Genomic DNA, 12,526 nt, shown 5'->3' on the forward strand with positions numbered 1-12,526 from the left:
AAGGCATGGATCTTTCGTTGCTTGCCGATTTGTTGTCTATCCATGCTCAACAAATTAGCCTGACTGATTATCGGCGCGATCGTAACGATGGCGTCATCGACGTTTTTCCGATTATGTTTGCGCAGGTATTGGCATCGGCATCTGCATCTCAAGAAGCTAATGGAACCAATGACGGCAACAAGGAATTAAACAGCGATCTTTCTCAGTTTGCGCTGATGGCGGCAGTGATGGCCGGAGGAACACCGGGCAGAACTTACAGAGTGAATAGCCAACCTGCTGTCAGTGTCAATCAGGCTGTTGCTGCTTATAACAAATTTAAAGGGCAGCTGGGCGGCAATTATGATGCCTTAATTAACAGGTTGGCCGCTGAAGCCGGTGTAGATCCGGCATTGGTTAAAGCGGTAGTTAAATGCGAATCTAACTTTAACCCCCATGCCGTTTCCCGAGCCGGGGCAGTCGGCTTAATGCAATTAATGCCTAAAACGGCGGCCAGCTTAGGAGTTGTCAATCCCTTTGATCCGGTACAAAACTTAAGGGGCGGCATTAAATATTTAAAAAATATGTTAAACCGTTATCAAGGCAATGAGGCGCTGGCCCTGGCCGCTTATAATGCCGGCCCGGGTGCGGTAGATAAATACAAGGGCATACCGCCTTACGCTGAAACTCAAAACTATGTGAAAAGGGTTTTGGCAACACGCAAAGAATATTTAGCATAACCCGAGAAACCCTCGGGTTTTATTTTTTGGAGGGGCAGGCCAGTGTCCAGACCGCTGTTGGAATTCTGCTTGCTGTTCATTGCCGGCGTGTATTTAGGTTCATTTCTGCCTTTGCCGGTTGAGCTGCCGATTTCTTTAGCGGCCGTGCTGCTGTTATTATCGGCATGGTGTTATCTAACTGATAAATATTATACCCAGCGGGTAATGGCTTTGACTTTATTGGTCATAGGACTGGCGGCAATCGGTTTACATAATGCAAATAGCGGCACGATGCTCACGCAGTATGAGGGAGAAACGGTAATCCTTTGCGGGGAGCTGGTTGCCGAACCGGACGTCAGGCAGGATAAGGTCTTTTATCTTTTAGAGGCACGGCAAATTCAAGTCAAAGAGAAAAGCTCAGAGGCTTACGGGTTGGTACGCTTAACCCTTTACCATACCGAGAATACATATACCTATGGCGACCTAATTCAGGTCAAGGGCAAAATATCCACGGTTGATTCCCCCGGCAACCCCGGTCAGTTTGACTATCGCCGGTATTTAGAGCGTCGCGGTATCCGGGTGGTGATGCAGGTTTGGCAGGAGCAGGATATTCAAAAAATCGGTATTGGCCACCGGCCCGGGTGGAAACAACTCGCCTTTGCTGCCAAAGAACGGCTGCAGGCAGTTATTGACAGCACCCTTGCCGAAGAACAAGCGGCACTGGTAAAGGGCATGTTATTCGGCACTAGGGGGATGATTTCCCAGCAGGTAAATACAGATTTTCAAATTACCAGCTTAGTTCATGTTTTATCGGTATCCGGTTTTCATGTGGGCTTGGTTTTGGCCGGTTTTTTAGCTTTAGCGAGGCTTTTGCGCCTGCCCCTGCCTTGGGAAGCCCCGTTAGGTACTTTGGTATTGTTTTTTTATGCCGTGATGACCGGCATGGGGCCGCCGATAATCAGGGCCACTGTTATGGGGGTGATCGCCCTGTGGGCCAGACGGCTGGGCAGGGAACGGGATTGGCCTACTGCCATGGCCCTGGCGGCAGCGGTGATTTTGTTGTATGACCCATGGGCGCTGTGGGAGCCGGGCTTCCAGCTTTCCTTTGTGGTCACGGCAGCCTTGCTGCATCTTACCCCGATGGTGGAAAAAATGCTTCCGCCATGGCCGCGGGGGCTGCGCTTAACGACGGCAATTGTGCTGGTGGCGGAGTTAACGGCCGCCCCGCTGGTCTGCTATCACTATAATATGGTTTCATTGGTCGGTACACTGACCAACATTTTGGCAACCCCGCTGATTTCCGCAGTGATGTTACTGAGTGGTATGGCGGTGATTGCCGGTGTGTTCTTTTTGCCCCTGGCGGCAATTATCAATGTCAGTACCGGGGCCCTTGTTGATTTGCTGCTGTGGTTGGTACATTCCATGGCCTCTTTACCTCACGCTGCCATTTTTCTGCCCACCCCTCCCTGGCCGCTGCTTATTTGTTATTATTTGTTTTTGGCTTTACTGCCGAGAATAATTTATTCCAAGGAATTTTTAAAAGCAGCCAAGTCTAAGCTGCCGGTTGTCGCTGCCGCTTTTTTGCTTTTAATTTCATTTTGGCTTTTTGCTGACCGTCAGCCGACATTAACGGTACACTTTATTGACGTGGGCCAAGGGGATGCCGCTTTACTGCAAACACCGGGCGGAAAAAATATGCTCATTGATACCGGCGGGTGGAGCGGTGAATTTCAAAAGGGCAGCGGTGCCGGAAGCCAAGTGGTGCTTCCCTACTTGCAGCGTTTAGGGGTGAACACACTGGATGTGCTGCTGCTAAGTCATCCCCATGAAGATCATGCCGGCGGGGCGATGGCTATAATTCAAAGATTGCCGGTTAAATTGGCGGTAGTCAGTCCGCTAAAGGTAAATCACTTAAACGACAATGAACCGTTGGATGAAGGCTATTTACAAATTCTGGCCGAACTCAAAGGGCGGGGTGTGAGAACGGAAGAGGCTTATGCCGGTCAAACTTTAAAACTGGATGATCAACTGGAGATAGAAATACTTTCCCCCGCCGACTTGCCGGATAATTTAAATAACCGTTCCCTGGTGCTAAAGGTTACTTATCGTAAGTGCAGCTTTTTGTTTACCGGCGACATCGAAAAAGAACAGCAGCAGGCATTGGCGGAAAAGAAAGTAAATTTAAAATCAGAGGTGTTAAAGGTGCCTCATCACGGCAGCGGCGACTTTGCTGCCGATTTTCTAAAAGAGGTAGACCCGTCGGTGGCGGTAATTTCAGTGGGCAAAAATAATCCCTTTGGCCACCCGGCAGATACACTGATAGAATTTTTAGAACAGATGGATGTTTATATTTATCGCACCGATCTACATGGGGCGGTGATTGTGACCACCGATGGAAGGTCGGTTTGGGTTGACACCGGCAGAGAAAGTAAAAGATAATAAAATGCAGAATAAGCTATAGGAGATCAATGCGCATGCAGTATTATGAAAAATTGTTAAACAGCCTGAAAAGAGGAGTTATTTCCCCGGTATATTTATTTTTTGGCGAGGAAGTTTATTTGCGGGAACAGATGATCAAGGAATTTAAAAAAGCGCTGTTTCCGCAAGGCGGGGATTTTAATATCGATATATTGGACGGCGAAACCGTTGAGCCCGCTGAAGTGGTGCAGATGGCCGGCACACCGCCCTTTATGGCTGAACGGCGGCTGGTGCTGGTTAAAAACCCACCCTGGTTTTCCAATGTCAGGGGCAAGGGCAAGCAACCGGAAAGTAATATGAATGAGCTGTACGATTACCTTGCCGACCCCCTGACTACAACCTGTTTAATTTTTAATGTAAACAGTGCCGTTGATCGCCGTAAAAAGATTTTTAAAGCGGTGGAAAAGGCCGGCCAGGCGGTGGAGTTTAGCAAGCTAAAGCCTGCTGAACTGGGCAAATGGTTAGATATACAAGTGCGCAAACATGGCAAAAAGATTGACCGGTCTGCCCGTGAGCTGTTAATTTCCGCCAGCACCATGGGTTTAACCGGCTTGCTTCCGGAATGGCAAAAGCTAATTGCCTATGTTGGCAACAGGCGGGAGATTTCTGAAGAAGATGTAAAAAGCGTGGTGTGTCGTTCTGTAGAGTACCGCATTTTTGACCTGATGGATGCCGTGGGCAGCCGTCAATATGCTCAAGCCTTAAACGGCATTAGAGAACTGTTAGCCAATAATGAGAAACCGCCGCTGATTATTACCATGCTTGCCTGGCAATTTCGCCTGATGCTGCAGGTAAAAGAGCTGTCTAAGGGCCCGCTGACTGCAACTCAAATGGCCGGTATGATCAATGAAAAACCCTTTTCGGTGAAAAAGGCTTTGAAATTATCCCAAAACTTCAGTCGAGGGCAGTTAATTGATGTGCTAACCCAATTGGCTCAACTGGATGCCGATATAAAAACCGGTCGCCAAGAGTTTTATCCCGGCATAGAAGCATTGCTGCTAAGTTTGGCCTGCCAACAGGCAAGATAAGCTTTAACTGCAGGATTTTTTAGGTAAACAAAAAAAACACCCCTTAGGGTGTTTTCTTCTTTCTTTTATTTAAAGATAAAAGCGCTCATTAACCTGCCATGCGGTTAAAACGCTTGGTTAAGCGAGACTTTTTACGGGCTGCTTTGTTTTTATGTATCACGCCTTTGGTTACGGCCTTGTCAAGAGCTCTCAAAGCTCTGCGCAAAGCTAACCGGGCATCATCCACGTTAGCTGAAGCCACAGCCTCTTCAAACCGACGGATATAAGTACGCAATGTTGATTTGATATGTGCGTTACGCAACGTACGTTTGCGAGTAATTCTTACTCGTTTTGCCGCGGATTTAGTGTTAGGCAATCCCATTCACCTCCCCAACGTGCTCAATTTTACCACGTGGCAAAGAAAAAAGCAAGAACTTTGGGTATATCATTCCCGAATATGGTCAATTATAAGTATAGATTTTTAAGGGGGGTGACAAAGTTGCTTGGTTTGATTGTTAGGTTTGTGGTTTCGGCCTTAGTTTTAATGGCAGTAAGTTGGCTGGCACCCGGTTTTGTAGTTCGCGGAGGATTTGTCGGAGCACTTATAGCTGCTGTTGTCATTGCGGTATTGGGTTATATTGCTGAAAGTTTGCTGGGTGAAAACATATCACCTCAGCGCCGCGGTGTAGTCGGCTTTATTACTGCTGCCGTTGTCATTTACTTAGCTCAATTTATTATTCCCAACTTGTTAAGTGTCAGTATTATCGGAGCACTGATTTCCGCCCTGATTATCGGGCTGATTGATGCGGTAGTACCGACAGCGGTACGTTAGCGTTGAGGAATTTATAAGCCCCTGCTTTAATTTTGCAGGGGTTTATAATTTTCAGGCAAAAAAGCTTCATCCCGGCATATTAATTAATTTAGGACAAAGCAAAAGGCTGGGATGAAAGATGAATTATACGCGAACAGTACGCTATTATCGCCGTCAATTAATTATGAAAAAGGTGCGTGCTTATTTATACCGCATATTGGCGGTGGTTTTGCTGATTGCACTGTGTTGTCATCCCTATCGCCCGCTTATTGCCGGAAAAATTTATCAAGCTGCCGGCAAGCTTTTCCGTTATACGCTGAACCTAGTCAACCATCCGGCAGTAATAATTAATCAAGCTATGCCGGCTGTGAGCTGGACAACTTTAGAAAATGAAAAACCGGTAGATGGGGAATCATTATTTGCGGCGGCGGACAATTTAGTGGCGTGGAAAGGGAATTGGGCAAAAAAAATTTTAGCCGGGCAAATACCGCTGCTTAAAGAAATTCCGCCGTTGGCAGAAACCCCAGTAAATACCAAACCGCCGGAGAAAACAGAGAAATCTTCAACGCCGGCTACCGCTACCGTGTTAACTGGACCTCCCTTAGTGGCGATTTATAATACCCATACCGGAGAAACATATGCTTTAACGGACGGTGTAGAGCGGTTGAACGGCAAAAGGGGGGCGGTAGTTAAAGTGGCGGCGGAACTGCAAAAGCAGCTGGAACAAAAACACGGCATTAAAGTAGTGCGTTCAGATACCATCCATGATCAAAATTACAATACTTCGTATATAGAATCTGAAAAAACCGTTCAGACATTAATAAAGGAACATCAAGAATTAAAATTTATTTTTGACGTTCATCGGGATGCAGAACGGCCGCGCAAAGACTGTATTGTGGAAATTAACGGGCGCACGGCTGCCAAAGTGTTGATTGTCGTCGGTTCAGATGCGCGCATGCCTTTTCCTAATTGGCAGAAAAACTTGGCTAATGCCCGCATGCTGACAGATAAAATGGATGAAATGTATCCCGGCCTTTCGCTGGGTGTGCGGGTAAAGGAAGGCCGGTACAATCAACACTATCACACCGGCGCGCTGTTGATTGAAGTGGGGGCGGTAGCAAACAGCACTGAAGAAGCGCTGTACACCGCCAAGTTGCTGGGGGATGTAATTGCCGCCTGTATAAAAGAAAGTAGCAGCACTTCTTAACATTTCATATCCACAAAATGGTAAAAAGGCATATTATGTTTACAAAAAGCACATCCTTAATAAAGGAGGTGCTTTTTATGCTTTTCAACAGATATGTGGTTACCTTTATTGCGGCTTTGATAATTATTTTTGCCGGCGTGAATATGTCTTTGCAAAATTTTAATCAAGATATCGGCCGGGAAGCAGCAGTAAAAGCATTCTCATTAAAGAGCAATCAACCTGAAGGATGGCAAATAAATTTATTGGGCTATGAAAAAGAAATTAAGCGCAAACAACTGGAAGAAGGCTTACTGCAGCCGGTAGGCGATGTATATCGTAACACTTCCCAATTGATTGTTCAAAAAGGTAGCATGATTTTAGCCGCAGCACAACAATGGGGGCAGAAGAGGCTTGATGAAGGATGCCGTTGGGTCAGTAATAAGCTGTGTGATTTAAAGGAGAAATAATTCGTTAGCGTAAAATTACTTTGGGAAAAACCACAAAATAAAAGAAAAGAGTATCTCCTCTGTGATATCATGAATTTGCCAAGAAACACAACAACCACAGAAAAGGAGATACTCTTATGGAATCAATTATACAGGAAATAGTACAAAAAATCATTGGTAGTTTTGAAAAAGAGCTAGAAAACCTAATAAGAGAAGGAAAAGATATATCCGAGTTCATTCTCGCTATTAAGAAGACGTTGGATGAAGTTGGAGTAACCTTAGTTGCTGAAGCCTTGGAAACAGTAGATCAGGTATATAAAAACAGCAAAGAACGTAAACGGTGCTGGACAGTAAAAGAAAAAGCAGCTAAAAAGACTCTTGCTACAATATTTGGCGAAGTCAGGTATAAAAGAACATATTACAGGAACAAAAATACAGGTGAATATAGCTACTTGTCGGATGAGGCAGTGGGCATATCAGCCCATGACAAGCTAGACGCTTCGCTGAAGGCAAAACTGATAGAAGAAGCAGTATATATGCCTTACAGCAAAAGCGGAGAAAAAGTTTCTGAAGCAGTAACTCTAACATCACAGACAGTAATGAACAGTATACGTGAGCTTGGGCGTGTCGAAAATAATTTAGTAGAGATTAAACAAGCTAAAAAGACTGTAAAGGTACTCTACATAGAAGCAGATGAAGATCATGTGGCGCTTCAGAACGGAGGTTATATAGAGCCAAAGCTTGTATATGTGCATGAGGGCAGAAAAAGGATTGGTAAAGATCGCTGGAAACTATTGAATGCAAGATATTTTAGTGGTGTTTATACAAACACTGATGAATTATGGGTAGAAGTTTTAGACTATATAGATAAGGCTTATGACATGGATGCTATAGAAAAGATATACCTATCAGGGGATGGGGCACCTTGGATAAAGAATGGACTAGGCTGGATAAAGGGAAGCATCTATGTGTTGGACCGTTACCACTTATCAAAGTATGTAACACAAGCTACAGCACATATGAGCTACACCACACCAATTATGTGGGATTATATAAATGCGGGAGACAAGGATAGCGTAAAAGAGTTATTTAAGGCAATCATTTGTGCAACCGAACCGGAAACAAAGAGAAGGGCGGTGCAGGAAGCAAGAAGGTACATACTGGGCAACTGGGAAGGTATAATGCGGCAATATGATGCGGATTATGTTGGCTGCAGTGCAGAAGGCCATGTTAGCCATATTTTGTCGTCTAGGTTAAGTTCAAGGCCCTTGGCTTGGAGTAAAACAGGTGTAGACCAGATGGCCAGATTAAGAGTTTTTGTAGCAAATGGTGGTAATGTATATGAATTGTTTATAAAAAGAAAGAAAACAGCCATAAATGAAGCAAGGAAGGTAAAAATAGACCAAGAAATTATCAGAAAACGAAAGCTTGCCGGATCGCACGAAACCATCGGTAACATAACTATTTTGAATATTGGTAAAAGAACTGGTACTTCCCAGTTACTTAAGTCAATAAGTTACGCTTAAGGCTGGAAGGTAAACAGAGGAATACTTTTTTCTTTAAAAAACCCATAGTATCTTGACGCTATCAAATAATTCTGCAGCATTGAAGGCAAATAGAGATAATGCTATAATTAAAAAGTTAGCCTTAATAATTGTGCTTGATCCAGCTGAAGGAGGAAGTCTTGATGTCAGTTAGTCAAGACAATATACGCAATTTTTGTATTATAGCCCATATTGACCACGGTAAATCCACGTTAGCTGATCGCATATTAGAGTCTACCGGTTTGCTGACCGAACGGGAAATGGAAGAACAAGTGCTGGATGCCATGGAGTTGGAAAAGGAACGCGGGATTACCATTAAACTGAAGGCGGTGCGCTTGGTTTATAAAGCAAAGAACGGCCAGGAGTATATTTTTAATATTATTGATACACCGGGACACGTAGACTTTAATTACGAAGTTTCTCGCAGTTTGGCTGCCTGTGAAGGGGCCCTTTTGGTTGTCGATGCATCACAGGGAATTGAGGCCCAGACTTTGGCCAATGTTTACCTGGCATTGGAACATGATTTGGAAATCATACCGGTAATTAATAAGATTGATTTGCCCAGTGCTGAGCCGGAAAGGGTGAAACAAGAAATTGAAGAGGTTATCGGCTTGGATGCTTCCGATGCCGTGCTGGCATCTGCCAAAACCGGCTTTGGCGTAGATGAAATTTTAGAACAAATTGTCCACAAGATACCGCCCCCTTCCGGGGACAGTACTAAGCCCCTTAAGGCATTGATCTTTGACTCCCATTATGACCCTTACCGCGGTGTAATTGCTTATTTTAGGGTAGTAGAAGGTACCGTCAAAAAAGGAATGCAAATTCGCATGATGGCTACCGGTGCGGAATTTGAAGTTACGGAAGTAGGTGTTTTTCGTCCCGAACTTACTCCCATAGACCAGCTTAAAGCCGGTGAGGTAGGATATTTGGCAGCCAGCATAAAAAATGTTAAGGACTGCCAAGTCGGTGACACCATTACCGATCTCAACAACCCGGCAGATAAGCCATTACCCGGCTATCGCAAAGCCACCCCGATGGTTTACTGCGGCTTGTATCCGGTAGATACCGTAGACTACAATAACTTGCGGGACGCTTTGGATAAACTTAGTTTAAATGACGCCTCCCTTGTTTATGAGCCGGAGACTTCTGACGCGTTGGGATTTGGCTTTCGCTGCGGTTTTTTAGGCCTGCTGCATATGGAGATCATCCAAGAACGCTTAGAGCGGGAATACAAGTTAAGCATTATTACCACCGCCCCCAGCGTTGTTTACCATGTTTACACCACTGACGGTGAAATGCAGGAGATAGAAAACCCCTCAAAAATGCCGGATGCCGGAAAAATAGATCATGTAGAAGAGCCCTTTGTTAAGGCCACAATCGTGGTGCCAAAAGAATTTGTCGGTTCAGTGATGGAATTATGTATGGAACGGCGGGGTATACCCGATAACATGGAATATCTGGGTATTAACCGGGTAATGCTCACTTATAAGCTTCCCTTAGCCGAAATTATCTTTGACTTTTTTGATCAGTTAAAAACCCGTACCAGAGGTTATGCGTCGCTAGATTATGAAATGGCCGGGTATCAAGAAACGGAATTAGTAAAATTAGACATTTTGGTGAACAATGAACCTGTAGATGCCCTGTCCTGCATTATGCACAAAGACAAGGCCTATCATCGGGGACGGGCGCTGGTGGAAAAACTGCGCGGGCTCATACCGCGGCAGCAATTTGAAATACCTATCCAGGCGGCAATCGGCAACCGGATTATTGCGCGGGAAAACGTAAAAGCATTGCGCAAAGACGTGCTGGCTAAATGCTACGGCGGTGACGTTACCCGTAAGCGCAAGCTGTTGGAAAAACAAAAAGCGGGTAAAAAACGCATGAAGCAGGTGGGCAGTGTAGAAGTTCCTCAAGAAGCATTTATGGCAGTATTAAACATAGGAAAGGACAAATAATTAGAACAGCTAAATGTGCATGCGGCAGCGTGCACATTTTTGTCTGTCTGTAACAGTTGTTGTTTTGTTTTAAAATTAGTTAGAAAGGAAAAAATAACTTAAAGGGGATTTATTAAGTGGACCCTGTGGGATTATATATTCACGTGCCTTTTTGTGTGCGCAAATGCAAATACTGTGATTTTGTTTCCTACCCCTATCGGGAAGAAATGGCGGCAGACTATCTTAAGGCGCTGGAATTAGAGATGCAGCACTATGCCGGTGTGCTGTCGCCTGAACATAAGCGGTTTGCTACCGTCTATGTTGGGGGAGGAACCCCCACCGTATTAACCACGGCACAGTTAGACAGGTTACTGATGTTCACACAAAAATATTTTTGCCGCGCTAAAGATGCGGAAGTAACTGTGGAAGCAAATCCCGGTACAGTTGATCGGGAGAAGTTAAAACTACTCAAAGAAATGGGTGTAAACCGCATAAGTTTTGGGGTGCAGGCCTGCCAGCAGCGTTTGTTAAACATACTGGGGCGAGCGCACAATTTTAAGCAAGCCGTGCAGGCAGTGGAACAAGCCCGGCACGTTGGCTTTAACAATATTAATTTAGATATGATTTTTGGCATTCCCACCCAAAGGTTGGCGGAATGGACAGTTTCTTTAAATTTGTTGTTGGAAATGCAGCCTGAACACCTGTCCTGCTACAGTTTGCAGCTGGAAGAAGGCACGCCCCTGGCCAAAGATGTGGAACGGGGTGTGCTAAAGGGCTGCCCCGATGAACTGGATTTGGCCATGTATCAAAAGGCAATTAAATACTTGACACGGCATGGTTATACGCACTATGAAATATCTAACTTCGCCCGGCCCGGTTTTCAATCCCGGCATAACTTAATCTATTGGCATAACGGCAACTATCTTGGCTTAGGCCCGGCAGCCCACTCCCACTTTAACGGGGAAAGGTGGGCAAATACCGGTTCATTGGCTGAGTATGCCGGCAGCTTGGCGAAAAAAGAGTTGCCGGTAACGGAACGCTTTAAGTTGACAAAAAAAGAAGTGATGTCAGAAACGGTCTTTATGGGCTTAAGACTGCTGGACGGGTTGAATTTGAGCGAGTTTCGCCGCCGGTTTAAGCAAGATGTGCTGGATATCTGGCCGGAGCAAATAACCAAATTATGCAGTCAGGGTTTGCTTAAGTTGACCGATGGCCGCTTAAAATTAACTGATAAAGGCTTGCCGCTGGCAAACATTGTTTTTATGGAATTTGTTTAGCTTAAAAGGCGGTAGTTCATCTGCTTGACAAAACCCTACTGTAGTGCTATGTTTAATTGTAGTAACTTAGCACTCAACTGCATAGAGTGCTAACAGGAGGTGGCACCGGCATGGAAATGGATGAGCGCAAGAAGAAAGTATTGTTGGCTATCATAAAAGATTATATTTCTACTGCTGAACCGGTAGGCTCCCGAACCATTTCGCGCAAATATAATCTAGGGGTCAGTCCGGCTACCATTAGGAATGAAATGGCTGACTTGGAAGAATTGGGTTATATTGAACAGCCGCATACTTCGGCCGGACGCGTACCTTCACACTTAGGTTACCGTTATTATGTAGATTATCTGATGGAGCCCCTTGAGCTAAACAAAGAAGAACTGGAGCTGATTAATCGCAGTTACGAAAACAAGGTCAGAGAAATCGGCAAGATCATTACCAAAACCGGAAAGCTGTTATCTCGTTTGACCAACTATACCTCTATTGTGATGGCTCCTCAAATGGGTACTTCAGCAATTAGGCATATTCATTTGGTTTCAATGTCGCCGGACCAGGCAATGCTGATTGTGGTGATGAATAACGGTACAGTGCAACATCATCTCATAGATGTTGATGAAAATATTACCGCAAATGATCTGCTGCAGATTGCAACGGTGTTAAATGCTAAATTATCCGGTCTAACGGTGCCGCAAATTAGGTTGACGATATTAAAGGAACTTTACCAAGAACTGTCCAGCTACAAAGATTTATTGAATACTGCCTTTGAGCTGTTACATCATCAGATGCACGACAGCGCAGAGAGTAAAATATACTTGGGTGGGGTATATAATATCCTTAATCAGCCTGAGTTTCACAATATTGAAAAGGTAAAAACTTTATTATCACTGTTAGAGCAAGAAAAACTGCTGCACGAAATTCTCACTGATCATCAAGAATCCGGCTTAACGGTACGCATCGGTGTAGAGAACAATTGTGAAGAAATGAAGGATTGTACGATGGTGACAGCTACCTATCAATTAGATGATCAGGTGCGGGGAACTGTTGGCATACTGGGACCTACTCGCATGGAATACGCCAAAGTAATCACCATTGTGCAATACTTGGCTGAACGACTGAGTAATGCCCTGGAAAAATATAAGTAGTTGGTAAAT

11 protein-coding genes and 1 tRNA gene are annotated in these 12,526 nt (G+C 44.8%); 11 read left to right on the forward strand and 1 reads right to left on the reverse strand.

The window, feature by feature from the left end:
* Positions 1-5 precede the first annotated feature (5 nt).
* From ACZ5NG_RS01250 to holA, 4 genes are all read left to right on the forward strand, one after another.
* Positions 6-716 carry a lytic transglycosylase domain-containing protein gene (locus ACZ5NG_RS01250; RefSeq protein ID WP_464252215.1) on the forward strand — a complete coding sequence of 237 codons (711 nt, stop codon included), beginning with the start codon at positions 6-8 and terminating at the stop codon, positions 714-716.
* Positions 717-758: 42 nt separating this feature from the next.
* Complete coding sequence (locus ACZ5NG_RS01255; RefSeq protein ID WP_464252216.1) at positions 759-3,134, forward strand: DNA internalization-related competence protein ComEC/Rec2; 2,376 nt, start codon at positions 759-761, stop codon at positions 3,132-3,134.
* Positions 3,135-3,352: 218 nt separating this feature from the next.
* Positions 3,353-3,434: transfer RNA gene (locus tag ACZ5NG_RS01260), tRNA-OTHER, on the forward strand.
* Positions 3,404-4,201, forward strand: a complete 798-nt coding sequence (holA, locus tag ACZ5NG_RS01265; protein WP_464252217.1) for a DNA polymerase III subunit delta — start codon at positions 3,404-3,406, stop codon at positions 4,199-4,201. Before ACZ5NG_RS01260 ends, holA begins: the two co-directional genes overlap by 31 nt.
* Before the next feature lie 88 nt (positions 4,202-4,289).
* On the opposite strand, the gene rpsT is transcribed toward holA, so the two are convergent.
* Positions 4,290-4,556 (reverse strand): 30S ribosomal protein S20, encoded by a 267-nt coding sequence (gene rpsT, locus ACZ5NG_RS01270; protein WP_464252218.1) that lies wholly within the window; start codon positions 4,554-4,556, stop codon positions 4,290-4,292.
* A gap of 81 nt (positions 4,557-4,637) precedes the next feature.
* Here rpsT and ACZ5NG_RS01275 point away from each other — a divergent pair, with 81 nt between their 5' ends.
* The 7 genes from ACZ5NG_RS01275 (at position 4,638) to hrcA (ending at position 12,517) form a co-directional block, all read left to right on the forward strand.
* Positions 4,638-5,012 (forward strand): phage holin family protein, encoded by a 375-nt coding sequence (locus tag ACZ5NG_RS01275; RefSeq protein ID WP_464253089.1) that lies wholly within the window; start codon positions 4,638-4,640, stop codon positions 5,010-5,012.
* A gap of 118 nt (positions 5,013-5,130) precedes the next feature.
* Complete coding sequence (gene spoIIP / locus ACZ5NG_RS01280) at positions 5,131-6,198, forward strand: stage II sporulation protein P (protein WP_464252219.1); 1,068 nt, start codon at positions 5,131-5,133, stop codon at positions 6,196-6,198.
* Between the two features lie 77 nt (positions 6,199-6,275).
* Positions 6,276-6,644, forward strand: a complete 369-nt coding sequence (locus ACZ5NG_RS01285) for a hypothetical protein (protein WP_464252220.1) — start codon at positions 6,276-6,278, stop codon at positions 6,642-6,644.
* Between the two features lie 116 nt (positions 6,645-6,760).
* Positions 6,761-8,149, forward strand: coding sequence for an ISLre2 family transposase (locus ACZ5NG_RS01290; protein ID WP_464251171.1), 1,389 nt, complete (start codon positions 6,761-6,763; stop codon positions 8,147-8,149).
* Positions 8,150-8,310: 161 nt separating this feature from the next.
* Positions 8,311-10,122 (forward strand): translation elongation factor 4, encoded by a 1,812-nt coding sequence (gene lepA / locus ACZ5NG_RS01295; protein WP_464252221.1) that lies wholly within the window; start codon positions 8,311-8,313, stop codon positions 10,120-10,122.
* Between the two features lie 116 nt (positions 10,123-10,238).
* Complete coding sequence (hemW, locus tag ACZ5NG_RS01300) at positions 10,239-11,378, forward strand: radical SAM family heme chaperone HemW (protein WP_464252222.1); 1,140 nt, start codon at positions 10,239-10,241, stop codon at positions 11,376-11,378.
* Positions 11,379-11,488: 110 nt separating this feature from the next.
* The gene (gene hrcA / locus ACZ5NG_RS01305; RefSeq protein ID WP_464252223.1) at positions 11,489-12,517 is read left to right on the forward strand and encodes a heat-inducible transcriptional repressor HrcA; all 1,029 of its coding nucleotides are present in this window, start codon (positions 11,489-11,491) and stop codon (positions 12,515-12,517) included.
* Positions 12,518-12,526: the final 9 nt, after the last annotated feature.

This window comes from Desulfovectis peckii, assembly GCF_055391705.1.

What these genes read in the sequence shown, in the direction of transcription:
- ACZ5NG_RS01250 (WP_464252215.1), top strand. Translation starts at nt 6, where the DNA reads ATGGATCTTTCGTTGCTTGCCGATTTGTTGTCTATCCATGCTCAACAA.
- ACZ5NG_RS01275 (WP_464253089.1), top strand. Translation starts at nt 4,638, where the DNA reads ATGGTCAATTATAAGTATAGATTTTTAAGGGGGGTGACAAAGTTGCTT.
- spoIIP (WP_464252219.1), top strand. Translation starts at nt 5,131, where the DNA reads ATGAATTATACGCGAACAGTACGCTATTATCGCCGTCAATTAATTATG.
- ACZ5NG_RS01285 (WP_464252220.1), top strand. Translation starts at nt 6,276, where the DNA reads ATGCTTTTCAACAGATATGTGGTTACCTTTATTGCGGCTTTGATAATT.
- ACZ5NG_RS01290 (WP_464251171.1), top strand. Translation starts at nt 6,761, where the DNA reads ATGGAATCAATTATACAGGAAATAGTACAAAAAATCATTGGTAGTTTT.
- lepA (WP_464252221.1), top strand. Translation starts at nt 8,311, where the DNA reads ATGTCAGTTAGTCAAGACAATATACGCAATTTTTGTATTATAGCCCAT.
- hrcA (WP_464252223.1), top strand. Translation starts at nt 11,489, where the DNA reads ATGGAAATGGATGAGCGCAAGAAGAAAGTATTGTTGGCTATCATAAAA.